The 25,032-nt window shown below is 59.4% G+C and carries 23 protein-coding genes and 1 tRNA gene; 14 read left to right on the top strand and 10 right to left on the bottom strand.

Features of this window, described 5'->3' with window-relative positions; all coding sequences use genetic code 11:
- Window positions 1-63 precede the first annotated feature (63 nt).
- The gene (locus ACVWXF_RS06340) at window positions 64-558 is read right to left on the bottom strand and encodes a DUF4079 domain-containing protein (protein WP_011429588.1); all 495 of its coding nucleotides are present in this window, start codon (window positions 556-558) and stop codon (window positions 64-66) included.
- Window positions 559-1,023: 465 nt separating this feature from the next.
- Window positions 1,024-1,260 (bottom strand): DUF3148 domain-containing protein, encoded by a 237-nt coding sequence (locus ACVWXF_RS06335; RefSeq protein WP_011429589.1) that lies wholly within the window; start codon window positions 1,258-1,260, stop codon window positions 1,024-1,026.
- 510 nt (window positions 1,261-1,770) lie between these two features.
- On the opposite strand from ACVWXF_RS06335, the gene ACVWXF_RS06330 reads away from it, so the two are divergent.
- From ACVWXF_RS06330 to ACVWXF_RS06310, 5 genes are all read left to right on the top strand, one after another.
- Window positions 1,771-1,992, top strand: coding sequence for a DUF2949 domain-containing protein (locus ACVWXF_RS06330; protein ID WP_414399082.1), 222 nt, complete (start codon window positions 1,771-1,773; stop codon window positions 1,990-1,992).
- Between the two features lie 262 nt (window positions 1,993-2,254).
- Entirely contained in the window at window positions 2,255-3,055 is an 801-nt protein-coding gene (gene mazG / locus ACVWXF_RS06325) for a nucleoside triphosphate pyrophosphohydrolase (protein WP_457473966.1), read from the top strand.
- Window positions 3,056-3,171: 116 nt separating this feature from the next.
- Entirely contained in the window at window positions 3,172-4,209 is a 1,038-nt protein-coding gene (locus ACVWXF_RS06320) for an isopenicillin N synthase family dioxygenase (protein ID WP_041438122.1), read from the top strand.
- Window positions 4,210-4,334: 125 nt separating this feature from the next.
- The gene (locus ACVWXF_RS06315; RefSeq protein WP_414408675.1) at window positions 4,335-5,276 is read left to right on the top strand and encodes a transglutaminase family protein; all 942 of its coding nucleotides are present in this window, start codon (window positions 4,335-4,337) and stop codon (window positions 5,274-5,276) included.
- 92 nt (window positions 5,277-5,368) lie between these two features.
- Window positions 5,369-5,875: a hypothetical protein gene (locus ACVWXF_RS06310; protein ID WP_011434437.1), complete on the top strand. Its 507-nt coding sequence runs from the start codon at window positions 5,369-5,371 to the stop codon at window positions 5,873-5,875.
- Between the two features lie 9 nt (window positions 5,876-5,884).
- On the opposite strand, the gene ACVWXF_RS06305 is transcribed toward ACVWXF_RS06310, so the two are convergent.
- Together ACVWXF_RS06305 and frr are read right to left on the bottom strand one after the other, a co-directional pair.
- Window positions 5,885-8,590 (bottom strand): CBS domain-containing protein, encoded by a 2,706-nt coding sequence (locus ACVWXF_RS06305; protein ID WP_457473965.1) that lies wholly within the window; start codon window positions 8,588-8,590, stop codon window positions 5,885-5,887.
- 235 nt (window positions 8,591-8,825) lie between these two features.
- Window positions 8,826-9,374, bottom strand: a complete 549-nt coding sequence (frr, locus tag ACVWXF_RS06300) for a ribosome recycling factor (protein WP_011429597.1) — start codon at window positions 9,372-9,374, stop codon at window positions 8,826-8,828.
- 247 nt (window positions 9,375-9,621) lie between these two features.
- Here frr and ACVWXF_RS06295 point away from each other — a divergent pair, with 247 nt between their 5' ends.
- Window positions 9,622-10,200: a hypothetical protein gene (locus ACVWXF_RS06295; protein WP_457473945.1), complete on the top strand. Its 579-nt coding sequence runs from the start codon at window positions 9,622-9,624 to the stop codon at window positions 10,198-10,200.
- Between the two features lie 13 nt (window positions 10,201-10,213).
- On the opposite strand, the gene recR is transcribed toward ACVWXF_RS06295, so the two are convergent.
- Together recR and ACVWXF_RS06285 are read right to left on the bottom strand one after the other, a co-directional pair.
- Window positions 10,214-10,813 carry a recombination mediator RecR gene (gene recR, locus ACVWXF_RS06290; RefSeq protein ID WP_414374697.1) on the bottom strand — a complete coding sequence of 200 codons (600 nt, stop codon included), beginning with the start codon at window positions 10,811-10,813 and terminating at the stop codon, window positions 10,214-10,216.
- A gap of 35 nt (window positions 10,814-10,848) precedes the next feature.
- Window positions 10,849-11,184, bottom strand: coding sequence for a YbaB/EbfC family nucleoid-associated protein (locus tag ACVWXF_RS06285; protein ID WP_414344527.1), 336 nt, complete (start codon window positions 11,182-11,184; stop codon window positions 10,849-10,851).
- Window positions 11,185-11,404: 220 nt separating this feature from the next.
- Here ACVWXF_RS06285 and ACVWXF_RS06280 point away from each other — a divergent pair, with 220 nt between their 5' ends.
- On the top strand, window positions 11,405-12,301 hold the full coding sequence (locus ACVWXF_RS06280; RefSeq protein WP_457473944.1) for a carbohydrate ABC transporter permease: 897 nt from the start codon (window positions 11,405-11,407) through the stop codon (window positions 12,299-12,301).
- Between the two features lie 18 nt (window positions 12,302-12,319).
- The gene (locus ACVWXF_RS06275; RefSeq protein WP_457473943.1) at window positions 12,320-13,828 is read left to right on the top strand and encodes a UbiD family decarboxylase; all 1,509 of its coding nucleotides are present in this window, start codon (window positions 12,320-12,322) and stop codon (window positions 13,826-13,828) included.
- Here ACVWXF_RS06275 and ACVWXF_RS06270 read toward each other — a convergent pair.
- Together ACVWXF_RS06270 and ACVWXF_RS06265 are read right to left on the bottom strand one after the other, a co-directional pair.
- Entirely contained in the window at window positions 13,825-15,036 is a 1,212-nt protein-coding gene (locus ACVWXF_RS06270; protein ID WP_011434429.1) for an ABC transporter permease, read from the bottom strand. The two genes, ACVWXF_RS06275 and ACVWXF_RS06270, sit on opposite strands and share 4 nt — an antisense overlap.
- Window positions 15,033-16,406, bottom strand: coding sequence for an efflux RND transporter periplasmic adaptor subunit (locus ACVWXF_RS06265; protein WP_457473942.1), 1,374 nt, complete (start codon window positions 16,404-16,406; stop codon window positions 15,033-15,035). The genes ACVWXF_RS06270 and ACVWXF_RS06265 overlap by 4 nt, the downstream gene beginning before the upstream one ends.
- Window positions 16,407-16,571: 165 nt before the next feature.
- Here ACVWXF_RS06265 and rplS point away from each other — a divergent pair, with 165 nt between their 5' ends.
- The 4 genes from rplS to ACVWXF_RS06245 all read left to right on the top strand — a co-directional run bounded on the left by rplS (window position 16,572) and on the right by ACVWXF_RS06245 (window position 18,810).
- Window positions 16,572-16,964: a 50S ribosomal protein L19 gene (gene rplS / locus ACVWXF_RS06260; protein ID WP_414515783.1), complete on the top strand. Its 393-nt coding sequence runs from the start codon at window positions 16,572-16,574 to the stop codon at window positions 16,962-16,964.
- A 51-nt stretch (window positions 16,965-17,015) separates the two neighbouring features.
- Window positions 17,016-17,088 (top strand) — tRNA-Trp (locus ACVWXF_RS06255).
- 72 nt (window positions 17,089-17,160) lie between these two features.
- Window positions 17,161-17,985, top strand: coding sequence for a tetratricopeptide repeat protein (locus ACVWXF_RS06250; protein WP_457473941.1), 825 nt, complete (start codon window positions 17,161-17,163; stop codon window positions 17,983-17,985).
- 402 nt (window positions 17,986-18,387) lie between these two features.
- Entirely contained in the window at window positions 18,388-18,810 is a 423-nt protein-coding gene (locus ACVWXF_RS06245) for a hypothetical protein (RefSeq protein ID WP_457473940.1), read from the top strand.
- A gap of 151 nt (window positions 18,811-18,961) precedes the next feature.
- Here the strand turns inward: ACVWXF_RS06245 and pgl are convergent, their stop codons facing one another.
- Together pgl and ACVWXF_RS06235 are read right to left on the bottom strand one after the other, a co-directional pair.
- Window positions 18,962-19,693 (bottom strand): 6-phosphogluconolactonase, encoded by a 732-nt coding sequence (pgl, locus tag ACVWXF_RS06240; protein WP_457473939.1) that lies wholly within the window; start codon window positions 19,691-19,693, stop codon window positions 18,962-18,964.
- Between the two features lie 86 nt (window positions 19,694-19,779).
- Window positions 19,780-20,787, bottom strand: coding sequence for a phosphoribulokinase (locus ACVWXF_RS06235; RefSeq protein ID WP_414427861.1), 1,008 nt, complete (start codon window positions 20,785-20,787; stop codon window positions 19,780-19,782).
- A 351-nt stretch (window positions 20,788-21,138) separates the two neighbouring features.
- Here ACVWXF_RS06235 and ACVWXF_RS06230 point away from each other — a divergent pair, with 351 nt between their 5' ends.
- Together ACVWXF_RS06230 and leuS are read left to right on the top strand one after the other, a co-directional pair.
- Complete coding sequence (locus ACVWXF_RS06230) at window positions 21,139-22,029, top strand: ferredoxin reductase domain-containing protein (RefSeq protein ID WP_011434421.1); 891 nt, start codon at window positions 21,139-21,141, stop codon at window positions 22,027-22,029.
- A gap of 140 nt (window positions 22,030-22,169) precedes the next feature.
- Window positions 22,170-24,818: a leucine--tRNA ligase gene (gene leuS, locus ACVWXF_RS06225; RefSeq protein ID WP_457473938.1), complete on the top strand. Its 2,649-nt coding sequence runs from the start codon at window positions 22,170-22,172 to the stop codon at window positions 24,816-24,818.
- Window positions 24,819-25,032 lie beyond the last annotated feature (214 nt).

The raw sequence follows: 25,032 nt of genomic DNA, 5'->3' as shown, positions 1-25,032 counted from the left end.
CAGCGGGACAAAGTCCTCCCAAAGCTCAGCCCTGTTCAGGGTTGCATGGGTCTTTCGGGGAGATTAAGCCACCTGGGGTGTGGTCAGCATTTGGTTGACGATGCGCTGCACAATCTGAAAGCCGGTCACCGCCTGCCAACCCAAGATCGCCAGGATCACCACGTTTAACAGGACATGCACATTACGCGCCCAGACCTTTTGCCCGTCTTTCATCAGCGGTGCTAGAGCCGCAGAGCTGGCCACCAAGGCCACAATGCCCAACCCAGCCAGCAGGTGAGGCCCAACAAACAGCTTGCCGTTGTTCAGGTAGGTAACCCCCATGCCGCCCAGGGCTCCGAACACCATCAACACCAAGAACAGGGATCCGGCGAGGAAATGCCGCTGACCAAACTTCCCTTTGATCAGCTCCTTGCGTTCTTCTGCTGAGGCAGTGCGCACCCGTCGCGCTTGCAGACCCAGGTAAAGGGCATACAGGGCCAGCGCAAATGCCAAAATCATCAGCACAGGATGAAAGAAAGGCAAGGCCAGTTCTAGCCAGCGAGGAAGTTGAATGCTCATAGAGACCGCGGGAAGAAAGAGGAAGACGCCCCCAAATTAACATGAGTTAACCTGATGCGCGGCAGTCTCCAGTCTCAGCGCAGCGGACTGGCACCCTATGGCAGGGTAACCCCCTGCGTCACTTTGTGGCTACGCAACGCTGCCGCGGCCCAGTTTTATCCCAGTCGCCAGCAAGAAAAACTCTTGCACCACTGGGGGCGGATGTGCTGAGCCCTCTACAGCGCGGCGGTGGCAGATCGCAAAACCAGCTACCAAAAGCTGGGCAGGTCTGTCAGCTACTTCGACACCGCTGACGGGAATAAGCAACTGAGCTCGCTGAAGCGTCAGAAGCGGCTAGCCGCGGTTCAGGCTATCGCGAAAGTCCGCCGGCCAGTTGAAGGCTCGCTTCTGCAGAAAGCTGCCAGCTCCCAAAGGTTCTAAAGGCCGGCAAACCCATCCAGCTGGCTCGGAGGAGAGATGGGCGTGTCAGGACAGGGATCCCACCGGCGCGAGATATTTTCCGTCTATGAGAAAGATGCCATTGGCAAACTGCACGCTGTAGGTGCCCAACAGCCGCCGCTGCAGGATCACCCCTTGTTCGTGCAAGCGGATCAAATGGGCCGGGCGCAACATCGGCATTGGGTCAGCCGTTTTTAGGTAAGGAGGCATCTCCACCACTTGAACCGTTGCCCCCACTGGCAGTAAACCCTGGGCTTCAGACATAACGGGAGTCCATGTGGCAAGTGTCTCTAGCTTAGCTGAACGTAGGACGATGTATGCCCAAAACCGAACCCGAGCAGGATGACAGCATTAGGGCAGATCCCAGAGGAGCCGAACAGATTGGATCCCCGAAGAATTGTTGTAAGATTTTTATCAAGCACGAGGATTCAACGAGATAAAAAGGTAACATCTTGCAAGGTGAGTTGGTTTTTCCCACAAAGAAAAAGCAGTCGGCCTTTCGGGGTGCTGCCAACTGATCGCCAATTTGCTACCATACCATGAACTCTTGGTACCCATTTTTTGTGTCCTTGGATACGGAAACCTCATTTGCCGAGGCAATTTAGGGGTTCTCTTGTCCTGGAGCTGTGGGCGCAGCGCTTAGCAAGCTCGCCTTCGGCCTACGCACCAGCCAGATCTTTGCCGAAATTCTGTAGAAGTGTTAAGAATAGTTACATTGGTTTGCTATCTTCTCAGTTTTCATAGTCGTCCTTACTTCAGCGCTGCGAAACGACCATGCTAGATCCCATTCCCCCCCCAGCCCTTGAGGAATATCTCTTGCAAACGGGCATCATCGACCGTTCTCAACTGAGCCTGGCCAAGAAGCTGCAGCATCGCCAGCAAGGGCCGTTGCTGATGATCCTTTTGGAGTTGAGTTTCATCGATCTGGAGCAGCTCAGCCGCCTTTTGGATTTGGGCCGCGCCTACCCTTTTGATCATGCTGCAAACGCTGGATAGTCTTCAGCCCAACTGGCAACAGGCTCTGGCTCGGTGGTTCGCTGCTGAGCAGGGATCCCTGCTGCTGAAAAGCTGTGGGGGCCAGGATCTGGCGAAGCTGCGCAGTGTTTTGCAACAGATCTGTTCTCCTGTCCAGTCTGTTACGTTGCTAACAGAAGACTTGGAGGTGGTGGCCGGCCCATTGACGCTCCAAAGCTGGGATCCCCAAGCAACGGGGCATTTTGCCCACCTTTATCTGGAGCGTTCCGCCTCTAGCTCACACATGAGTCGTTTGGCGGCTGTTGTTGCTCGGTTGCGTGCCCCCGATGGATGTCCCTGGGATCGGGCCCAAACTCCAGAGTCTCTGACCCCCTACATTCTCGAAGAAGCGTATGAGACGGTAGCTGCCATTCGAGCCGGGGATCCGGCAGCAATTGCCGAAGAGCTGGGGGATTTGTTGTTGCAGGTGGTGTTGCAGTCTCAGATCTTTGCCGAGCAGAACCACTTTGATCTGGAAGCTGTGGCTGCGGGAATTGCCGATAAGCTCATCCGCCGTCACCCCCATGTGTTTGGGGATGCTGTGATGGCAGATCTTCCGGAGTTGCACCGCTCTTGGGAACAGATCAAGCAAGGGGAGCGACCGGATCAAAGCCTTGGCCAAAAACTGCTGCACTATGCCCAAAGTTTGCCTCCCCTAATGGCTGCCCTGAAAATTTCCTGCAAAGTGGTGGGGGCAGGGTTTGAGTGGCCAACGGTGGAGGGGATCTGGGCCAAGATCCGCGAGGAAGAAGCCGAGCTGCGTCGAGAATTGGAGAGGGATCCCCCCGATCCAACTCGGCAGGAAGCCGAACTGGGGGATCTGCCTTTTGCCCTGGTCAACTTGGGCCGTTGGTATGGTTTGGATGCTGCCCAAGCTCTAACCCAAACCAACCTGCGCTTTGCTCGCCGTTTTTTGCGCATGGAAGAGCTGGCTCAGGAACCAGCGGGATCCCTGCCCGGCGGTGGCAAAAGCTCCCTTCTGAAAGGGCGCAGTCTCCAGGAGCTGGAAGTCCTCTGGCAACAGGCCAAGCAAGAATATCTCTAGTTTGGATATGGGGTTGAGCTGGCGCTGGCTTTGAGGGGGTATCCGCCCACACAGTCTTGGGGCAAGTTCTCTTTGTAGGGTAGGAGCTGTTCTGAGCACCTGTCTCTACGTCGGCTATGTCTCCAGTTTCTTCCTTTGAGCAAGCTGGGATCCCTTGTCTGGATTTGACCCCCTTTCGGGAGGGCACGGATCCGCTAGGGGTTGCAAAGGCTTTTGGGGCAGCCTTGGAGGAGGTGGGGTTTGTGGTGATCACAGGGCATGGGATCCCGGAGGCCATCATACAAACAGCCTACGAGAGAGCGAGGGCTTTCTTCGACCTGCCGCTGGAACAAAAAATGGAGGTGGTGACTCCGGATCGCGTCAAAAACCAGGGATACCTGCCGATTGGCATCGAAAGTGTAGCCGCTACCCGTGGGGCAGAGGTTCCCTACGATCTCTGTGAGGCGCTGGTGTTCAATGACCTGTTTCGGGAAGATCCACAACGGCCCCAAGCAGGGGTGGATCCGGATTCGGGCAACCTTTGGCCCACCCATCCAGCAGGACTGCGGGCTGCTCTTCTGGCTTATGATGCGGCTCTGCTTCAGCTCACCCAAACCTTGATGCGCATGGGCGCGTTGGCTTTGGATCTGCCGGAAACCTATTTTCTGCCTTTTATGGAGGGGAAAGGGGGAGTGCTGCGGGCTGTGCATTATCCTGAACAGGAGGTGGAGCCCATCCCGGGACAGCTACGCTATGGGGCTCACTCCGACTACGGTGGCTTCACGATTCTGCGACAGGATGGGGCGCCGGGAGGGCTGCAGGTGTACTCCAAAGCAGGAGAGTGGATTGATGTGCAGGCTGTTCCCAACGCCTTTGTCATCAACGTTGGCGATCTGCTATCCCGTTGGACCAATGACCGTTGGCGCTCCACGTTGCACCGCGTGGTCAATCCACCCCGATCGGCTTTCGGTTCCAGTCGCCGCCTGTCTTTGGTTTACTTTACAGCTCCTCGGGACGATGCTTGGATCGAATGCCTGCCCACATGCCAGAATGCAGCAAATCCCCCTCGCTATGCTCCTGTACAGGCTGGGGAGTACATCCGCTCTAAGCTGGAGGTTTCGATGATTGGGAAGGCAGGGCAAAGCTCTCGGAGATCTCAAACTCGGGATCCCTGAAGTCTAGAGATCTCGGGCAGACGATGCAACCGCTTCTTGGCTTTGATCTGGGAGCAGTTTGGGTTGCCTGATCTCGGTGCTCCTTTGCCTGTGATAAAACTCCTTGCCCGTCATTTGGCCAACCTGTGCAAATTCAGATCCGCCATCTCATCGAATATCGCTACAGTCGTCCAGTCCAACTGGAGCCCCATACGGTGCGATTGCGACCGCGCTGCGACGGGATCCAGACTCTCCTGGCTTTTGAGTTGCAGGTGGATCCGCAGCCGGTGGGCCAATCGGCGCTGGTGGAGCTGGAGGGCAACGCGGCAGTTCGGCTTTGGTTTGAGGATCCCACCGAGCATTTGCGCATTCAAACTCAGGCCACGGTGCTCACCCTGCGGGAGAATCCCTTCGACTATCTCCTCTGCGATTGGGCCACCCATCTCCCCATCGACTATCCCAGCACGCTGGCAGCTCAACTACAGCCTTATCTGACGGCTCAGGCGGATCCCGGCATCCAGGCCTTGGCCTGGGAGCTATGGGATCACGTGCAGGGGGAAACGACAGCTTTTCTGCCGGCGCTGAACCAGCGCATCTATTCAGAATGCCGCCACATCTTGCGGGAAAAGGGGGATCCCTGGCCTGCCGGCTTGACCTGGCATCGCAAAACCGGAGCCTGCCGCGATTTGGCCCTGGTGTTCATGGAGGTCTGCCGTACGGTAGGCTTGGCCGCGCGCTTTGTCAGTGGCTACCAGGTCAGCCCCTCACGGCCTTCGGGGGAGAGCAGGGGTGGAGAACCCCCAGAGCCTGTGCGCCGTCATTTGCACGCTTGGGCGGAGGTGTACTTGCCGGGGGCCGGTTGGCGGGGCTTTGATCCCACCCAAGGGTTGGCCGTGGCCGACGGTCATGTGGCTTTGGCGGCCAGCGCTTACCCCAGAGATGCCGCTCCCATTTACGGCCATTGGCTGGGCAAGGGCGTTCACAGCAGTATGAGCTACACCATCCACATCCAGGCGGGATCTTCTGCGCAAAGCCAAGCCCAGCTTGCTGCAGACAGCCTTAGCACTTCACCAAAAGTTTGGGGCTGAAGCCGTAGAGCTTCAACTTGGCCGGATCCCAAAGCGAAAATTTGAGATAGCATAGCCTAGCCAAGATCTAGAGAATCTGCCGAGGGATCCCGTTGACCCAGTCTATTGATGTCCCCACCAGCGTTGATACGTTTTTGCAGGAGTTGGCCGCCATTCAGCAAGTTGGGCCGAAGCGAGTGGCCATCCTGGGCAGTCGTCATGTGCCCATTACCCACCAGTATTTGATCGAGACCCTCAGCTATGCTTTGGCCCTCACGGGCAATCAGATCCTCACATCCGGGGCTATTGGCACCAACTTGGCCGTCATTCGGGGGGCGATGCGGGCGGACATGAAGTCCTTGACGGTGATCTTGCCGCAGAGTTTGGAGCGACAGCCGGCAGAGTCGCGGGCCAGCCTGGAGCAGGTGCTGCATCTGGTGGAGCATCCGGAAAACGACCATCTTCCCTTGGCGGAGGCCAGCCGCCTGTGCAACCTGGAGATCATCAGCAAGTGCCAGCAGTTGATCTGCTTTGTCTTCCACGACAGCGTCACGCTGCTGGATGCCTGCAAGCACGCCGAGGAGCAACACAAGTTGGTGACTCTCTTCTATTTCGACTGATTCGACCTTCTACTTTGGCCCAGCCTGTGGCAGGGGGAAGTGTTCTTGCAGCCAAGCTTCGGCTTCTGCCGGGGTGAGGAGTTCGCCGTTTAGGGTGAGATGGCGCAGTTGCTCCAAAATGGCTTGGAAGGGGCGACCTGGCTTGTAACCCAGACGACGCAGATCGTGGCCGTTGAGGAGCGGCTTCACCCAGTACCACTCCTGCAAATAGCGCCAGATCAGCCGCCGGGCCGGCTTGGGGGCGATCCCAGCCAACAAAATCACCGCCGGGATCCGCAGCCCCTGCAGCAGTTGCACCACCTGGGCCGGAGAGAGGGTGCCGGGATCCAATTGGGCCAACAGGGTTTGGTAATAGGAGGAATGGCTGAGGCGTTCGATGCCTGCTTGGGTAAGGTGGAGTTGGCTGGCCACCTGGGGGGCTTGGGGTAGGGTGAGGAGGAGAGCCTCTAGGCGCAGTTGCCAGATCTCCTGGGATCCCAGCTCAGGATAGCGGCGGCGAAAGTGATAGGCCCAGCGGCCCACCCGTTGCAACCGCTGACACAGGGAGGGATCCCACTCCAGGTCGGGGTGAATACAGCGCAAAGCTCCCCATTCTGCCAGCCGCTCAAAGGCTTGGGGCCAATCGCGGGATCCGAGAATGTAGGCCAGCTCCTGCTTGAGGCGATCCCCGCCGACGGCATCGTGCAGACCACTGGCCACGGCAGCGCGGATCCACTTTTCTGTGGTCGAGTCCAGGGCGAAGCCCAGGCGCACCGCAAAGCGCACCGCCCGATAAATGCGGGTGGGATCCTCGATGAAGCTGTTGGGGTGCAATGCCCGGATGATCCCCTGTTGCAGATCCGCTTGTCCGCCGAAAAAATCCAGCACCTGTCCTCGCTGGGGGCCGTTGAGGCGCAAGGCCAAGGCGTTGATGGAAAAATCCCGCCGATAGAGGTCTTGCTGAATGGATCCCATGGCCACTTCGGGGGGAGAGGCCGGGTAGGGATAAAACTCCGTGCGGGCGCTGGCGATATCCACACAAAAGCCTCCTGGCCAGATCAAGGCCGCCGTTTGGAATTTGCCGTGGATCTCCAGCCGCGCTTCCGGGAAGTGCTGTTTGAGCGCTTGTCCCAAAATCAAGCCCCAGCCCGGGGGATCCGTCCCATCCAGGGCCAGAGAGTAGGGCCCATCCACCACCAAGTCCAGATCCAGCCGCTCCAGGTTGGGTGAGGGCTGCCGTCCCCACCGGTGCAGCAGCAGATCCCGCACCGTTCCCCCCACCAGATACAACCTCAGGCCCTTCTCATCGGCGATGTGGGCGGCCTGCTCCAGCAACTGTCGATGCCGCTCCGACAGGGCCGCGAAGGTGAGATCCAAAGGGCAGGAAAGGGTGGGCAAAGCCAACTGCGGTGAGAGGGCCGGCAACTCGTGTAGGTGCCGCAACACATCGGTGCGAGTTACAATGCCCACCAACTGTCCATCCTGGAGAACCGGCAGGCGGCCAATATCCCACTGCACCATCAACCGCTGAATCTCCGCCAAGGGGGTGTCGGGGGAGAGGGTTTTCACGTCGGTGGTCATGTAGCCCTTGACGGGGGCATGGCCAAACCCGTGATGCAGGGCGATATCGATATCCCGCCGCGAGATCACCCCCACCAGGCGACCTTGAGCGTCCACCACCACCAGGCCGGAATGGCCGTAGCGCAGCAGCACCCGCTGGGCCTCGTCGATGGTGATCTCCGGTCGGATGGTGCGCACCGGAGCCGACATCAAATCTTTGGCCGTCACCGGGGGCGGGATCCGCTCTTGGACAGCCTGCCTGAGGGCCGCCATGACTTGGGCCGGGTCGGGCAAAGGCTGCTCTGGGCTGGCTTTTAACGTGGCTGCTGCAGCACAATCGTGTCCACCGCCGCCGTAGAGGGCCATCACCCTGCCCAACTGGGCAAACTCCTGCCGCGCCCGCCCGATCAGGCTGAGCCGCTCCCCCTGCCGCGCCACCAAGAGCAGCACATCCACTCCCGTCAGATCCATCAGCCGCATCACCAGGCCGGCCAAGCCGGGCACAAACTCCGGCAGCTCCAGCAGCCATTCTCCCAGGCGATACTCCCCCACCTGCTGCACCTGCATCTGGGCCAACCCCTGGCTGAGCAGCTCGCGCATCTCTGGGGTGAGGCCATCCCCCAAAAAGCGCCGCAACAAGACCAGGTTCACCCCCTGATCCAACAGCCAGCTCAGGGCAGCAGCATCGCGGGCGGTGGTCTCCGGGAAGGTCAAAGATCCCGTATCCATGTGGATGCCCAAAGCCAGTGCCAGCCGCTCAAAAGGGCTGAGAGGGATCCCAGCAGCCTGCAGCCGCTCCACCAGCAAGGTACAGGTGGCCCCCACGGCCTCGATATGGCTGTTGACCTGCTGCTGCGGCCAAAAGTTATCCAGTGGACTGGGGTGATGGTCGAAAATCTCGATTTGGGTGCCGGGGACGCTCAACCAAGCGGCAGCTTTTCCCAAGCGATCCGGATCGTGACAATCCACAACAATCCACCGCTGCACCTGTCCCGGATCCACAGAGCGCAGCTCGATGAGGGGAAATTCATCTCGGTACAAGGCCAAAAACTCCTGCACCCCCGGCAGGGATCCCCCGGTCAAGGCGATGCGGGCACCCGGATACAGGCAGGCCGCTCCCACCGCCGCCCCCAGGGTGTCGAAATCCGCCGATTGATGGCACAGGATCAGATCCATTGCGGCAAGAGTTGTCGTATTCCGCTCTTCCATCCTGGCCTAAGCCGGGATCCCTCTTGTTGGAGTCGGACAAGAAGAAATGAAGGGCTGCTCAACTCCGAGGGGCAAGTGAAAACCTCGAAGCTAAGTTTCAGGACGGGTGTCCGGGTTTTTATCAAAAAATTGGGTCATAACCCCGTCCTACCGCTGCGCAGAAGCAATCCAGTAGAGTGGGGAGGATGCCAGCAAGGAGCCTTCACAGGGTCGTCAGCTCCTTTTCTTTTTCTGCCAGCAGCTCATCGATCTTCTTAATGTAGCGGTCAGTTAGTTTCTGGATGGCATCCTGCAAGCTTTTGGACTCATCTTCAGACAGCTCGCCATTTTTCTCTCGCTTGCGCACCGAGTCAATGCCATCCCGCCGGATGTTGCGGATCGAGACTCGCCCCTCTTCGGCCAGCTTGGCCACCTGTTTGCTCAGCTCTTTGCGCCGCTCTTCCGTCAGGGGGGGAATGGTGAGCCGCACCACCTTGCCGTCGTTGCTGGGGGTTAGACCTAGGTCAGAGGCGACAATGGCCCGCTCAATGGCCGCCAGGGTCGAGGGATCAAAGGGCTGGATCAAGAGGGTGCTGGAGTCTGGCGTGGTGAGGCTGGCCAGGGCCTTGAGGGGAGTGGGCACGCCGTAGTACTCCACCTGAATGCGATCCAGCAGGCTGGAATTGGCCCGCCCGGTGCGCACCGTATTAAAGGAGCGCTGTGTGGCTTGCACAGCTTTGTTCATCAACTCCTCAATCTCAGCTAGCTCCACGGGGTTTTCCTCGCTTTCAAAATCAGTTTCCAGATATCAGGCTCTGGCAGCAAACCTGGCATCTCTACGGTGAGCCTGACCTCAATTTTACTGCCTTGTTGGGATCCAGATGGGATCCCGTTCCTCAGAGCTGCACCTGCAGTCGGCGAATTTCTCGCCAGATGCCCCCCAGTGGGATGGTACGAGCTCAAAGCTTCCCCTAAACTGCTCTGCAGTTTACTGCACAACACAGGCACAACAAAGTTTTATGCTCTCTCGCCAAATTGGTTCTTCAACGGCCCTAACCTGGCTGATCGGCAGCTTGAGTCTCTTGGGTTTTGGAGCGGCTGCGGCAGCCTTAGAGCTGCAGATTGTGTCCCCCAATGCTTATAAAGTGCCCTACCTGGGAATTGATGGTGTTTTCACTCTGGATACGTCCCTGGAACAATCGGCCAACGATCCGCGCAATCCAAAGCGGGTGAAGTTTGAGAAGATGGAGTTCTTCTCCTTCTACGCCGATCTGGAGGGGAAAAAGCCCCTGGCGGAAAATTGTCGCTACGCCTATCGGGGGGCTGCGCCGGATCCCTTCTACTACCCCGATCGTTCCCTCAGTTCCATCTGGGATCTGTTTCAGTTGCAGCCTGGAGCAGACGCCAGTTGCGAGACCTTCACCTATGTGATTCTGCGGGCACCCCACGGGGATCCGGTGCACATGCACCTGCGCTACGGAGGCCGCAACAGCAGCTTCCAGGAACTTCTGAACATCAGCACTCTGCCCGAGGATCCTGCCAACTTCAACCCCTGGTGGAGCACCTACTGCGCGGAGGGGGTAACCGGCTGCGATTGATGGGCTGGGCGGCTCACAACTCCTGCCGGGCTTCCAGGGCACGGGCCAGGGTGACCTCGTCGGCATATTCCAGCTCGGATCCCATGGGCAGGCCGAAGGCCAGGCGGGTCATGCGCAAGGTGGGGGCAACCGGCTTCAGGTAATCCTTGACCACGTGCATGGTTACTTCCCCCTCTACGCTGGGGCTGATGGCAAAGATCAGCTCCTGCGGTTTTTCCCGTGCCACCCGAGCCACCAGCTCGCGGATGTGCAGTTGATCGACCCCGATCCCGTTCATGGGGGAGATGAGGCCGCCCAAAACGTGGTAGAGCCCCTTGAACTCGCGGGTGCGTTCCATCGCAATCAAATCTTTGACATCGGCCACCACGCACCACAGCAAGGGATCCCGCTGCGGCGAACGGCAAATCTCACAGGGATCCTCCGCCGACCAGTTGAAGCAGATGGAACAGTGCCGAACGGTTTGCTTGGCTTCCAGCAGGGCTTTGGCCAGGGCCTCGATCTCGCCGGCAGGCCGGTTGATCAAGTGGAGAGCTAGGCGCTGAGCGGTTTTGGAGCCAATGCCGGGCAGCCGTTGCAGCTCTTCGATGAGGCGAGCCAAGGGGCGAGTGTACATACAGAGTTAAGCAAGCGGGGTTAAGCAAGTGGGGCTCAACCCAGTCCCAACCCCGGCAGACTGATGTTTCCGGTCAGCTCTTCCATGCGTTTGCGCATCGTCTCGGCAGATTGGGTGTAGGCGTTCACCATCGCCGTCAGGAGCAAGTCCTCTACCACATCCACCGACTCCTGGAGAATCTGGGGATCCAGAGAGACCTTAAGGGGTTCTTGGTTGCCGTTGACCGTCACTTTCACCAGCCCATTGCCGGCTTCGCCGACGATCTCCATCTCTTCCAGCTCTTTTTGCAGCCTTTGGGCGCCATCGCGCACCTCTTGGGCTTTCTTGAGCGCTTCTTGGATTTTGCCGAAGGGGCCAAAGCCTCGAGTCATGGGATCCTCTCTTGGGTTATCCAGATACTGCTGTTCTACTCTACCCGTTTCCCCATCGCCGGTGAAAGCACTCGCAAGTCTGGGCAGAGGTGCTCCGCACCGCTAAGGCGACCGGCCTTCCTTAGGTTGCCCTTAACTCTGGCGGATTATCCTCTCAAGAGAAGCCAAAGATCGACTCAAAAGCCCATCTGCTCGTCGGTGTTCGCCGTCTGGAGGTGCTATGGCTCAATTGTTGCAGGATCCCCGCTCTCAAGTGGCCCAGCCCAATTCAACTCGGGTGGAGCCTTCTCCCTGGCGTTGGCGGCGCTGGATCCCGGAGCGTTGGTATGTGCATTTGGGCCTGGTGCTGGCCTGCTTGGTTCTGGGATTTCCGGTGTTGTACGCCCTGCTCGTGAGCACCCAGAACAATGCCGAGGTGTTCCGCTATCAATTGACCTTTGGCTCCTCTTTTGCCTTCAACTGGCATCAGGTGATGGTGGCGCGGCACTTGGGCCACTACATGGTCAACAGCACCATCGTGGCGGTGGCAATCACGGTGGGCAAGACGGTTTTGTCGCTGCTAGCCGGGCTGGCCTTTGTGTACTTCCGCTTTCCCGGCAAAGGGCTGGCCTTCGGCTTTGTGCTGATCACGCTGATGATGCCCACCGAAATCTTGATTATTGCCCTGCTGCGATTGGTCACCAACTTGGGCTGGGGATCCACCTACTACGCTTTAATCGTGCCCTTTCTGGCCAGCGCCACGGCCACGTTTTTGTTCCGCCAGCATTTTTCCAACATCCCCCGCGAGCTGGCGGAGGCCGCCCAACTGGATGGAGCCAACCCGCTGCAATTTCTCACCCAGGTGCTGATCCCCTTGAGCTGGAACGCCATCGGGGCGCAGGCGGTGATTCACTTCGTTTACGCTTGGAATATGTACCTGTGGCCCCGCTTGATCGTGCAAGGCCGAGAGCGACAAGTGGTGCAGGTGGGGCTGCAATCCCTGCTTAATCTGGATAGCTCGGCCTCCTATGGCCCCATGATGCTGGGGGCGATCATCGCCAGTATCCCGCCGCTGCTGGTGTTTATTGCGCTGCAGAAGCCCTTCATGAGCGGGTTAGCCCTCAATCGCGACAAGTAAGCCCTTAGGTTCCCTTTCATGCCCAGAGATCTACGCCGTTTTATTGCTCTGCTGGAATCCCGTGGTCAGCTCCGCCGCATTTCGGCAGAAGTGGATCCGGATCTGGAAATTGCCGAGATTGCCGATCGCCTCTTGGCCTGCGGGGGGCCGGCGCTGCTGTTTGAGCGGGTGAAGGGATCCTCAATGCCGCTGATCATCAACACCCTGGGCACGGTGGAGCGCATTTGCTGGGCTTTGGGAATGGAGCAGCCGCAGGAGCTGGAGGAACTGGGGAAAAAGCTGGCCCTGCTTTACCAGCCACGGCCCCCCAAAACCTTTGCCCAGGCGGTGGAGTTGGGACAAGCTTTGTTTAGCGTACTCAAAGCTAAACCCAGCCGGGATCTGATCCCTCCCTGTCAGCAGGTGGTGCTGCGGGGAGAGGAAGTGGATCTCACCCAATTGCCCCTGTTGCGGGTCTACCCCGGCGATGCCGGACGGGTGCTGACCTTGGGCCTGATGGTCACCAAAGACCCGGAAAACGGGATCCCCAACGTGGGGGTGTACCGCCTGCAGTTGCAAAGCCGCAACACCATGACGGTGCAATGGCTGTCGGTGCGGGGGGCAACTCGGCATCTGCGCAAGGCGGCGGCCCTGGGCCAAAAGCTGGAGGTGGCAGTGGCGGTGGGGGTGGATCCGGTGGTGATTTTGGCGGCGGCCACACCTCTGCCGGTGGATCTGTCCGAGTGGCTGTTTGCCGGTCTCTACGCCGGAGAAGGGTTGCACCTGGCCCAGTGCAAAACGGTGGATCTGCAGGTGCCGGCTCATGCTGAGATCGTTTTGGAGGGCACCATCACCCCTGGGGAAGTGGCCCCCGATGGGCCTGCCGGAGATCACATCGGCTACTACGGCCCCCGCAACGAGCAGGCTCCTCTGATTCGCTTCCACTGCCTGACCCACCGCCGGGATCCCATCTATCTCACCACCTTCAGCGGCAAGCCCCCCAAAGAAAACGACATGATGGCGCTGGCCCTGAACCGCATCTACACCCCCATCCTCAGGCAGCAGGTGCCGGAGATTGTAGATTTCTTTTTGCCGATGGAGGCGCTGGGCTACAAAGCAGCCATCCTCTCCATCGACAAGGCCTACCCCGGCCAAGCGCGGCGGGCGGCTTTGGCTTTTTGGAGCGCCCTGCCCCAATTTAGCTACACCAAGTTTGTGATCGTGGTGGACAAAGACATCAACGTCCGGGATCCACGGCAGGTGCTGTGGTGCCTGTGCTCGCGGGTGGATCCGCAGCGGGATGTGTTTATTCTGGCGGACAACCCCTTTGACACCTTGGACTTTGCCACCGAAAAACGGGGTCTGGGGGGCAAGATGGGCATTGATGCCACCACCAAAATTCCCCCAGAAACCGATGCTCCCTGGCGGGATCCCCTCACTCCGGATCCAGAAGTAGCCCGCCTGGTGGATCGCCGCTGGGCGGAGTACGGCTTGGCGGATCTCAATTGGCAGCCGGCGGATCCCCGCCTGTTTGGATACGAGCTCTAAGCCCGCAGGGCCTCAATGGGATCCAGTTGCGCCGCTTTGCGGGCCGGGAAAATGCCGAAGACCAGCCCAATCCCAGTGGACAGGGAGAACGCCACTCCCACTGCCACCCCATCGACTTGGGTGGCCAAGGGGGTGAACACCTGCACCGCCACCAGCAGGCCACTGCTGAGGAGGATCCCGAGCACCCCCCCGGTCACGGCAATGAAAATCGCTTCGGCGGCAAACTGCTGCAAAATCTGCCGGCTATCCGCCCCAATCGCCTTGCGCAGCCCGATTTCATGGGTGCGTTCCGCAACCGAGATAAGCATCACATTCATGATCCCCACCCCTCCCACCAGCAGGGAGAGGGCCGCCGTGCCCGTCAGCAGCACCCGCAGCAGGCTCAAAATCCTGGCCGACCCATCCAGGAGCACTTTCTGGTTGCGGATGATGAAGTCATCTTCTCCCACCAATTGGTGCCGCTGGCGCAGCAGGTTGCGGATTTGGAACTCGGCAGCAGGCAGATCGGCTTCAGAGCGGGCCGAGACGAAAATCGCCGTCAGCTCTGTGCCGTAGGGGGAGCGTCGCCCGACCAACTGATTGGCCACCACATCCACCGGCAGAAACACTCCGGCATCGCTGTTGCCAAACACCGTCGGCTTCGAGCGCAAAGTGCCGATCACCTCGAAAGGCAAATTGTTCAGTAGGACGGTCTCCCCAATAGCAGCGGCAGGGTCCAGGCCGAACAACTGGCTGGCGGCATCGCTGCCCAGCACCACCACCGGGCGCTGTTCCTCGATATCCGAGGGCAAGAGGAAGCGGCCTGCCTCGATCTCTAAGTTCAACACCGACAAATACTCCGGCCAAGTGCCGGTGGCCTCGTAGCGGCGATCCACTCCACCTCGCACAGCGCGCACATTGGTGCCCAGGCTGGGGACAGCTGCTGACACGGCAGGCACTTCCGCAGCAATGGCTCGCACATCCTCCAAGGTGAGGGGGCGGATGTTGCCGGCATCGACCAGGCCCAAGTTGGCCGAAAAGACGATCAGCAAGTTGGTGCCCAGAGAGCGAAATTGATCCACCGCCATCTCTTGGGCGGCGTAGCCAAATCCGGCAATGGCCACCACCGCCGCATTGCCGATGAGGATCCCGAGCATGCTCAACCCCGTGCGCAGGCGATGCCGTCGCACCATTTGCCAGGCCATTTTGGCCGCCGTTGCCAGGCTCATGGCTGTTGCTCCGCTCTTTTAATCAAAGTCTCTAGGTTCACCCCAGGAGGCAGGGCAGTAAAGACCCGATCCCCTGCCTGCAGACCAGAGAGGATTTGGGTAACTCCACCCTGAGTGATGCCCGTTTCCACGCGGCGATAGACAGGTTGCCGGCTTTGGGGATCCAGCAGGAGCACGCCTTCCTGGCTTTCCTCCCGGAGGATAGCCACTGAGGGCACCGTCAGAGCCTGAGGCTGGGGATCCCCAATGAAATCCACCGAAACAGTCATGCCGGTGCGCAAAAAGTCGGCCCCAGGCTCCAGTTCAACGAAGACCCGAAAGACGGTTACCTCTCGCACCACCACCGTAGCGGGTGCAATCCGCTTCACCCGCCCCTGCACCAGGCGGTCGGGGTAGGCCAGGGAGCGGATCTCCACCGGCTGACCCACCCGCACCTGGGCAATCTGGGCTTCTGGCACTTCTGCCCGCACCTTAATTCCCTGAGCCAGCGCCAAAATGGAACTGGAAGAAGCTGCGGTGGCATCGGAAGCTGCTGTTGTGGGAGCTACAAAGGATCCCACCTCGGCAAAGCGCTGCACCACCACACCGGAAAAGGGGGCGCGGACTTCGGTGTCAGCCAACCGGGATTGCCGTTGGGCCAGCTCGGCTTGTGCCTGGGCAATTTGGGCTTGAATTTGCTGTAGGGTTTCCGGGCGGCTCCCCAGTTGCAATCGCTCCAACTCCTGTTGAGCAGCTCGCAAATCCGCTTGCGCTTGTTCCAGGCGGGCCGAGCGTTGATCCAGCTCGCTGCGGGCTACCACCCCCGCCTGCACCAGGGCCTGGATGCGCTCTAACTCCCTCTGAGCCAAGTCCACCTGCGACCGGGCAGCATCCACCCTGGCCTGGGCCGCCGCGATCACCTGGGGGCGCTCTCCGGCCTGTTGCTCCGCTAGACGGGCTTGCAGCTCTTGAATGCGGGCTTGGGCTTGGCGAATGCCACTGGCGAGATCGCCGTAGTCCATCCGGGCCAATAACTGCCCTGCTACCACTTCATCTCCCTGATCCACCAACAGTTCCGCCAGGCGACCCGACTCGCGAGGGCTGACATTCACCTGGCGGAGCGGCTGCACCTGGCCGCTCACCCGCAGGCGTTGGGTCAGATCCACCACTTGAACCGGTACCGTCAATCTTTCCAGCCGTTCTGCCCTCTGCTGCTGCAGCTGACGCTGGATCAGGAGACCGCTGCCCCCTAGGCCGGCCAACAGCAAGCCCAAGAGCATCCAACCGAAGGGAAATCTCTTGGGGCGGGGTTTGCTCTGGGGCAGAGGCTGATCTGCAAGCTTGGGAGTAGACAGGGATCCCGTCTTGGGCTCATCGGTGTGCAGGATCACAAAAGTCTCCCGTTTGTAACAAAAGCTTTATCTTTGTCTAGCCTATTGGAAAAATGGGGGAAGCGTAAACACGGTTTCCCGCCTCTTGAGGTCTATTCGGCCAGCTCTGTACAAAAAACAGCGACGATTGTTACCATGGTTAACTGCCGGTAGCGCGGGAAGGCCATGAACGTTCGCATCAACGCTGAGGAGATCATCCGCTCCATTGAAGCTGCCCAGATGAAGCCGGATCTGCCGGAGATTCGGGTTGGGGATCAGGTACGGGTGGGAGTTCGCATTCAAGAGGGGGGCAAGGAGCGGGTACAAGCCTTTGAGGGCACGGTCATTGCCATGCGCCACTCCGGTATCAACCGCACCATTACGGTGCGCAAGGTTTTCCAAGGGATCGGTGTGGAGCGGGTTTTCCTCATTCACTCCCCGCGCATCGAGTCGATTCAGGTGCTGCGGCGGGGTAAAGTGCGTCGGGCCAAGCTGTTCTATTTGCGGGATCGGGTGGGCAAAGCCACTCGCATCAAGGCCAAGACAGAGAGTGCGGATAGCAAGGAACAGCTTCTTTGAAAGGTGGGTGTACCTGCTACACTAGGTAGGCGGGTGTGACCCTAGGCCAATGCGTCCTTAGTTCAGTTGGTAGAACGTCGGTCTCCAAAACCGGATGTCGGGGGTTCGAGTCCTCCAGGACGCGCTAACCATCAGACCCCCTTCTGTGGCGATGGCTTAAGGTGGAAACACCCCATCCAAGGTGGTTTTTGCAACCATGAAGTCCGTCAGTGTACCCAACCTACTCCCTGCGCTGCTGCTGGGGCTGCTGTTTTGGCTAGGGATCCCTGTCTGGCCTGGATTGGGTGTGGTGGCAACGGCGGCGAGCCACAAGGTGGATCGCCAGATCGATCGACTGTTTGAGGAAGCCTTTGCTGCAACTCAGAGGGGAGATTTTGCCCGGGCGGAAACCCTGTGGACTCAACTGTTGCAGATCCAGCCGGACAACCCGGCCCTGTGGAGCAACCGGGGCAATGCCCGTGTCAGCCAGCACCAACTGCAGGCAGCTCTGGAGGATTACGCTGAGGCCATTCGTTTGGCCCCTGAGGCGCCGGATCCCTATCTCAACCGAGGGGCTGCTTTGGAGGGGTTGGGGCGGTGGCAGGAGGCGATTGCAGACTACGAACGAGTGTTGCAGTTGGATCCCAACGATGCGGCAGCCTACAACAACCGCGGCAATGCGGAAGCAGGGCTGGGCCAATGGCAACAGGCTTTGGCCGACTACCGCCGCGCTACAGAACTGGCTCCCGACTACGCCTTCGCTCAGGCCAACTATGCTCTGAGCCTCTACCAGGTGGGCGAAACAGAAGCTGCCCTGCGCTTGATGCGGGCTCTGGTGCGCAAGTACCCGAAGTTTCCAGATATGCGGGCTGCTCTCAGTGCCATCCTTTGGGTGCAGGGTCGGCAAGGAGAGGCCGAAAGTCATTGGGTGGCTGTGCAAGGGCTGGATCCCCGCTACGCCGACCTGGAATGGGTGAAAACCGTCCGCCGTTGGCCACCGGCAATGGTGGCAGCTCTGGAGCGTTTCCTTTCTCTCAAGTAGTGAGGCTTACGATTGCGGCGGAGGCACTCTGGGTCTTGACTCTGCGCATTGACGAAACAGTTGCTGGGGATCCCCGCAGCCAGAGTCTCAGGTTACATCCTGGCTGGGGGTATGGAGATTGCTAGATTGGGATCAAGCCGAGGGAGGATTCCGGCAGCAGGCTCAACCCAGAGCCAAGAGAGCGCAAAGGGATCCCGGAGCCTCTCGGTAGACTGTGAAAAAAACTGTGTAAAGGATTGCTTCCTGCGACACCTTTTCGCCTTTTTCTTCGTCTGTTTCAGTCCTATCGCGGCGCGTGGTATCAACGTGAGTGCAATGGCTTGTTTCTCTCGCTCTTCTTCCTTCTTCCCTGATGGGAGAGGGAGGCTGCGAAATCACTGGAGCTGGGCAGGGCTGTTGCTCATGGTTCTGCAGCTTGGGCAACCCGCCGTGGCTCAGACGGAAACCCGAGTTTGGAGCGGAACCGGCCAAATTTTGAGCGGCCAGGGGCAAGGGGCTACGGTGCAATTGGTTTTGGAAACGGGTGGCGGACGCATCTGGAGCCAATCGGGGCCGGCCTTGGATGCACCGTTTTCCGGCGGCCATATTTCGGTAACCAGCGGTGATGGCACCTGGCAAATTCAATCGCAAGGGGATCAGTTGTTGGTCACCTTTTACCGCGGCGAGCAGATCATCCGCTGGCAACTGCGGCCCATGGGCGAGATCCCCAGCTCTTCTCCTTCTGCGCCATCCAGCTCCCTGAGCAGTGACTCCGCCCAGCCCGTAGCGCTGCCCGTCCAAGAGCTGGTGATTCCAATACTGAAGAATTTGCCCGGCAACCCCTGAGGGATCCCTGCCCCGCCGGTTCTCGACCCATGAAACCTGGTGCGTTGGCCGCTGGGGCTATCAAACCTGTGGCCACTGGAATGGGCTGGGATGATTTTGGGGGCGGTGGGCCTGGGGATCCTATCCCATCGGCAGTTAGCCCGCCTGTTGTTTAGCTGAGCAGCGGGACACAGGGCAGGGGCAGTTGAGCCGCTGCCGCCGCATCCAGCAACCACAGCAGCCGTCCTCTGGGGTTTACGCGCTGGCAGGGTAGGTGGGCCTCGGTGGTCAGCGCCTCTTTCACGATGGGGGCTTTGTTCGCTCCGGTTACCAGGAACACCACCTGGGCTGCTTGGTTCAGAACAGGATAGGTCAAGGTTAGACGCGGCTCCTGCCCTTTTTGCCCCACCGTCACCCAGCGGTGCTGCACCTGCAGAGCGGCTGTGTCGGGAAACAAGGAAGCTGTGTGGCCATCTTCCCCCACTCCCAGCCATACCAGGTCGAGAGAAGGGCACTCTGTACCGAAAATCTGCCGCAGGGTCGCCTCGTATTCGGCAGCATCGCGAAGGGGATCCCCCGCTTGGGTGGGCATAGGGAAAACTTGAGCCGCCGGGATCCCGATCTGCTGCAGCAGGGTTTCTCGTACCATGCGGTAGTTGCTTTCAGGGTGATCCGGGGGAACATAGCGCTCATCCCCCCAGAACAGCCAGGTTTGTTGCCAAGGGATCCCTGGGGTTTGGGCCAGGGCAGCATACAGCTTCTTGGGGGTGCTTCCCCCGGCCAAGACCACCGTAAAGCGTCCCCGCTCGCGAATGGCAGCGGCTGACCGAGCTTGCCAAATCTCGATGGCCCGTTGGATTAAGACGGGGCCCTCCGGAAAGATCTCCAACTGGAATCCCTGCATACACCGAAGCCCTACTGCCGACCTATGCTGGGTCAGCCGACCTGCACCAACACTTTACCGAAGGGATCCCCTAAGCGGGGCAAACACTAGGAAGCCACCGCCAGCTCTTTGGCTTCTGCCCGAATTTGCTCGTAGAGGGCGCGCAGCTTCAGGCCCACGATGATCTGAATCAGACCAGAGCCATTGCGGGATCCTGGGTATTCCGGGTGCTTGCGCAACAGTTCCGTCAGCTCGCCATAGTAGCGGGTGGACAAGTTGCTCAGGTGGTTCTCGATGTAGATGACCTCTTCCAGCTTGTCGAAGGTGCCGTCGATCTCCAAAATCGAGACTGGGTGATCGAAGTAGGTGGAAGGGCCATAGTGGAGGCGGATCCCTGGATAGGAACAAGTCAGCTTTTTGCCGCAGGGGATCCAATCAATGGTGGAGCCTTCGTCAAAGAGATAAACATGGTCGAAGTACTTCACCCCTTCCCGCTGGATCAGCCGCACCCGCAGTACTTTGTGCTCTGGATCCAGCTCCGGCAACAACTGGGTAGGCAAAACCTCAATGACGGCATCGGCGTACTGCTTCTGCACATCGACATAGGCTTCAAAGTCCGGGCGGCGAGCCTCGATTGAGCGCAACACATCTTCGTAGGTGTGGCCCCGCTCGGCCATGTCCCGCTTCACCTTCCAAGCAATCTTGATCTCCGGCGCCAGATCCAAGTACACCTTAAAGTCCAGCAGCTGGCGCACCCGCTCGTCATACATGGGATGCAGCCCCTCTAGGACGATGATGCGGTTGGGCTCCACCAGCTCCGGCGGGTCAATCAGCCCCGTCTCGTGGTTGTAGATGGGCTTCATCACGCTTTGGCCGTTCTTGAGCGCCTTGGCCTGCTCGTACATCAGGTCGAAGTTGTTGGCGCGGGGATCCAGCGCCGTGATGCCCTTCTCTTTGCGCTGGTAGCGATCCAAGGAGTGATAGTCATCCAGACAGATGGTGGTAATCAGATCCCGGCCAAATAGATCCCCCAGCCGGCGTAAAAAGGTGGACTTGCCACAGCCAGAATCTCCGGCGACACCAATCATCACAACACGATCAGGACTGCTTGCCATGGGAACTCCTTGGGGACGGGCAGGGCAAAACTGAGAAAAAGGCTCTAGAAAGTTACCAACTGTTACGGTCTTGCATGATACCAAATAAAGCCGTTACATCACAAGCCGCTGGCAGGCCAGAGCTGTGGGCACCACAAGCAACAATTTAACAAAAAATCCATATTTTTGGCCGATGAGCTTGGCCGGGATTATTTTTCCGGGGTTGCCGCTCTCAGGACGGCCTGGGGGGCTGGCGAAGGTCGTCTGCTTCTCCTCTGACAAGTTCCATTTGAGCAGCCGGGCTGCTGTGGTGTTTGCTATTTTGCTATATGTAAACTCATTTCCTCCCAGTGCCAGGAGCAGATCGCAGGTATGGTTGCCAGCGCAGAAAAGCGAGAGGTTGTCGTCAATCTGTATCGTCCCAACGCCCCCTTGATCGGCCACTGCGTGGAGACCTACTCCATTGTCGGCGAAGGGGCACCCGGACTGACCAAGCACATTGTGCTCAGCTTGCCGGATCCCAACTACCGCTACCTAGAAGGGCAAAGCGTTGGCATTATCCCTCCTGGCGAAGATGCCAAGGGCAAGCCCCACAAGCCCCGCCTCTACTCGATTGCTTCCACCCGCTTTGGCGATGATGGCGAGGGGCGCACCGTCTCTTTGAGCGTGAAGCGGGCCGAATATGTCGATAGAGAGACAGGCCAGCCGGGGGTGGGGGTCTGCTCCGGCTTCCTCACCGATTTGAAGGCAGGCGACGAGGTGATGATCACGGGGCCATCGGGGAAAACCTTCCTACTGCCCGAAGATGAGAATGCCAACCTGATCTTGATCGCCACCGGCACCGGCATTGCTCCTTTTCGCGCTTTCATCAAGCACCTGTTTGAGGAGGATCCCAACTATCAGGGCAAGATCTGGCTGTTCTTTGGGGTGCCCACCACCTCCACCTTGCTTTACCACGGGGATCTGGAGGCTTGGAAAGCCCAGTACGGGGATCGCTTCCGCGTCGATTACGCCATCAGCCGCGAGCAACAGACCCCCGATGGCAAGAAAATGTACGTGCAAAACCGCATGGCCGAGTACGGCGCCGAGCTGTGGGAGATGCTGCAACAGCCCAACACCTACACCTACATCTGCGGCCTCAAGGGGATGGAGGACGGGATCAACAACGTCATGGGGCCTTTGGCGGAACAAGCCGGTCAGGATTGGAGCAAGTTCCAGAAGGAACTGAAGAAAGCAGACAGGTGGCACGAAGAAACCTACTGATCCCTGCTTGTGATCCCTGCTTGTCGGTTTGTCAGCGCCAATAGGGATCCCGTTCCTTGCTTGAGAGCACTGGCGTGGGGAGTATGTCAAAATGCTTCTATCTCCCAGCGTGAGCGCTTTTTTCCCAGGAGCATCGAACCGTGGACGCGCGCTACAATCCCCAGGCCATTGAGAGCAAGTGGCAGGCCCACTGGCGTGAAATCGGGCTGGATCGCACCCCAGAGCTGAAGGACGGGAGCCGCAAATTTTATGCCCTGTCTATGTTCCCCTACCCCAGCGGCAACCTGCACATGGGGCATGTGCGCAATTACACCATCACCGATGTAATTGCCCGCCACAAACGAATGCAGGGATACGCGGTGTTGCACCCGATGGGCTGGGATGCCTTTGGCCTGCCGGCGGAGAATGCCGCCATCGACCGGGGGATCCCACCGGCCAAGTGGACCTACCAAAACATTGCCCAGATGCGGGATCAGTTGCAGCGGTTGGGCCTGTCCTACGACTGGGAGCGGGAGATCACCACCTGCGCCCCCGACTACTACAAGTGGACGCAGTGGCTCTTCCTGCAATTTTTCAAGGCCGGCCTGGCCTACCAGAAGGAAGCGCCAGTGAACTGGGATCCGGTGGATCAGACGGTGTTGGCCAACGAGCAGGTGGATGCGGAGGGGCGTTCCTGGAGATCCGGCGCCCTGGTGGAAAAGCGCATGCTCAAGCAGTGGTTTTTCAAAATCACCGCCTATGCCGACCAACTGCTGGCGGATCTGGAAAAGCTCTCCGGCTGGCCGGAGCGGGTGCGCACCATGCAGGAGAACTGGATCGGCCAATCGGTGGGGGCTAAGGTGATTTTCAAAACCGAGGCAGGGGACGAGCTGGCAGTGTTCACCACCCGGCCCGATACCCTCTGGGGGGCCACCTTCATGGTGATGTCGCCGGAGCACCCCTTGGTGGACAAGCTCACCACCGCCGAGCAACTGCAGGCCGTCAGAGCCTATCAAGCCCAGGCCGCTGCCCGCAGCGAGATCGAGCGCAGCGCTGAAGACCGGGAAAAGACAGGGGTTTGGACGGGATCCTACGCCATCAACCCCGTTAACCAAGAGCGGATCCCCATCTGGATTGCCGACTATGTGTTGATGGGCTACGGGACGGGGGCCATCATGGCCGTGCCCGCCCACGACCAGCGGGATTTCGAGTTTGCCCGCAAGTTCGGCCTGCCCATCAAGCGGGTGGTGCAGCCGCCGGAGGGTTCCTTATCCTCGACGGATCGCGCCAGCGGGACGGAGTCCTCAGAACTGCAGGCTGCCTGGACGGGGGAAGGGGTGATGATCAACTCTGGCCCCCTAGACGGGATCCCGGTGGGCAAAGGCCCAGGGCAAAGCGTGGAAAGAGCCATCGCCTGGCTGGAAGCCCAGGGGCTGGGGGAAAAGCAGATCAACTACCGCCTGCGGGATTGGCTGATCTCGCGGCAGCGCTACTGGGGTTGTCCCATCCCGGTGATCCATTGTCCCCACTGTGGCATTGTGCCGGTGCCGGAGAAGGATCTGCCGGTGCTCTTGCCGGAGGATGTGGAGCTGACGGGGCGAGGGGGATCCCCGTTGGCCCAGTTGGAGGACTGGGTGAAGGTGAAGTGCCCCACCTGTGGCGCGGAGGCTCGCCGGGAAACCGATACCATGGACACCTTCATCTGCTCGTCGTGGTACTTCCTGCGCTTCAGCGATGCCCGCAACGACCGAGAGATCTTCCGCAAAGACCGGGTGAACGCCTGGCTGCCGGTGGATCAGTATGTGGGCGGCATCGAGCACGCCATCCTGCACCTGCTCTATTCCCGCTTTTTTACCAAGGTGTTGCGGGATCGGGGGCTGCTGGATTTTGACGAGCCGTTCCTGCGTCTGCTCACCCAGGGGATGGTGCAAGGGCGCACTTACTACAACCCCAACAAGTCCGGCAAGGATCGCTGGATCCCGGCAGCTCTGGTGCAGGATCCCAACGACCCGCGGGATCCGGAAACGGGCGAGCCCCTGCAAGTTATCTACGCTACCATGTCCAAGTCCAAGGGCAACGGCGTGGATCCTGAGGAGGTGCTGGCCCACTACGGGGCAGATACGGCCCGCATGTTTATCTTGTTCAAGGCCCCGCCGGAGAAGGATCTGGAGTGGGACGATGCCGACGTGGAAGGGCAATTTCGCTTTCTCAACCGCGTCTGGCGGCAGGTGTACGAGTTTGTCGTTCGCGGTGGCGGGACGAAGTCCTGGCGGGGCAGGGTCTCAGAGCTGTTGCCGGCCAAGGTCGAGGTGGGATCCCTGACCAAGGCGGAAAAAGATCTGCGCCGGGCCATCCACACCGCCATCAAGGAAGTCAGCGAAGATCTGGAAAACGATTATCAATTCAACACTGCCATTGCCGAGCTGATGAAGCTGAGCAATGCTCTGGGGGAGGCCGGGATCCTGGATTCGCCGGTTTATGCAGAGGGGATCCGCACGCTGGTGTTGCTGATGGCGCCTTTTGCCCCCCATATTGCGGAGGAGCTGTGGCAGGCGCTGGGGGGCGCAGACTCGGTGCATCGGCAGTCTTGGCCCAGCTATGACCCGGCAGCGCTGGTGGCCGACACGGTGACCATTGTGATTCAGGTGAACGGCAAATTGCGCGGCTCGTTTGAGGCCCCTGCCGAGGTAACGCCGGAGGAGCAGGAACAGTTGGCCCTTCGGTCAGAAGCAGCGCAGAAATACCTGGAGGGGGCAACACCCAAAAAAGTGGTGGTGGTGCCGAAAAAGCTGGTTAACTTTGTCCTCTAACGGCGGGCCTGGCCAAAATGTTCCGCACTGCTGACACGAACGGGATCGGGGCTTTCACCAAATTTTCGGGCTGGAGGCCCGCACCATAGCCGCAGGCTTGGTGTCGGGAGGAAAGCCCTCCTCCATATAGGTTTGCTGGTCAAAAGTCTGGATAAACTACAATAAGCCCATGAGCCAGACTATATCGGTACGTTGCAAGCTGATAGTCCCACAA

It is taken from the genome of Thermostichus sp. MS-CIW-40, assembly GCF_054058315.1.
Note: the sequence above shows the minus strand (reverse complement) of the source record. Positions and strands in the feature narration are given on the sequence as shown.

Bases quoted from the DNA above. Each gene is read 5' to 3' on its own strand.
- ACVWXF_RS06340 (WP_011429588.1), bottom strand. From the start codon at position 558: ATGAGCATTCAACTTCCTCGCTGGCTAGAACTGGCCTTGCCTTTCTTT.
- ACVWXF_RS06335 (WP_011429589.1), bottom strand. From the start codon at position 1,260: ATGTCTGAAGCCCAGGGTTTACTGCCAGTGGGGGCAACGGTTCAAGTG.
- ACVWXF_RS06330 (WP_414399082.1), top strand. From the start codon at position 1,771: ATGCTAGATCCCATTCCCCCCCCAGCCCTTGAGGAATATCTCTTGCAA.
- mazG (WP_457473966.1), top strand. From the start codon at position 2,255: ATGAGTCGTTTGGCGGCTGTTGTTGCTCGGTTGCGTGCCCCCGATGGA.
- ACVWXF_RS06320 (WP_041438122.1), top strand. From the start codon at position 3,172: ATGTCTCCAGTTTCTTCCTTTGAGCAAGCTGGGATCCCTTGTCTGGAT.
- ACVWXF_RS06305 (WP_457473965.1), bottom strand. From the start codon at position 8,590: ATGGATCTGATCCTGTGCCATCAATCGGCGGATTTCGACACCCTGGGG.
- ACVWXF_RS06295 (WP_457473945.1), top strand. From the start codon at position 9,622: ATGCTCTCTCGCCAAATTGGTTCTTCAACGGCCCTAACCTGGCTGATC.
- recR (WP_414374697.1), bottom strand. From the start codon at position 10,813: ATGTACACTCGCCCCTTGGCTCGCCTCATCGAAGAGCTGCAACGGCTG.
- ACVWXF_RS06285 (WP_414344527.1), bottom strand. From the start codon at position 11,184: ATGACTCGAGGCTTTGGCCCCTTCGGCAAAATCCAAGAAGCGCTCAAG.
- ACVWXF_RS06280 (WP_457473944.1), top strand. From the start codon at position 11,405: ATGGCTCAATTGTTGCAGGATCCCCGCTCTCAAGTGGCCCAGCCCAAT.
- ACVWXF_RS06275 (WP_457473943.1), top strand. From the start codon at position 12,320: ATGCCCAGAGATCTACGCCGTTTTATTGCTCTGCTGGAATCCCGTGGT.
- ACVWXF_RS06270 (WP_011434429.1), bottom strand. From the start codon at position 15,036: ATGAGCCTGGCAACGGCGGCCAAAATGGCCTGGCAAATGGTGCGACGG.
- rplS (WP_414515783.1), top strand. From the start codon at position 16,572: ATGAACGTTCGCATCAACGCTGAGGAGATCATCCGCTCCATTGAAGCT.
- ACVWXF_RS06250 (WP_457473941.1), top strand. From the start codon at position 17,161: ATGAAGTCCGTCAGTGTACCCAACCTACTCCCTGCGCTGCTGCTGGGG.
- ACVWXF_RS06245 (WP_457473940.1), top strand. From the start codon at position 18,388: ATGGTTCTGCAGCTTGGGCAACCCGCCGTGGCTCAGACGGAAACCCGA.
- pgl (WP_457473939.1), bottom strand. From the start codon at position 19,693: ATGCAGGGATTCCAGTTGGAGATCTTTCCGGAGGGCCCCGTCTTAATC.
- ACVWXF_RS06235 (WP_414427861.1), bottom strand. From the start codon at position 20,787: ATGGCAAGCAGTCCTGATCGTGTTGTGATGATTGGTGTCGCCGGAGAT.
- ACVWXF_RS06230 (WP_011434421.1), top strand. From the start codon at position 21,139: ATGGTTGCCAGCGCAGAAAAGCGAGAGGTTGTCGTCAATCTGTATCGT.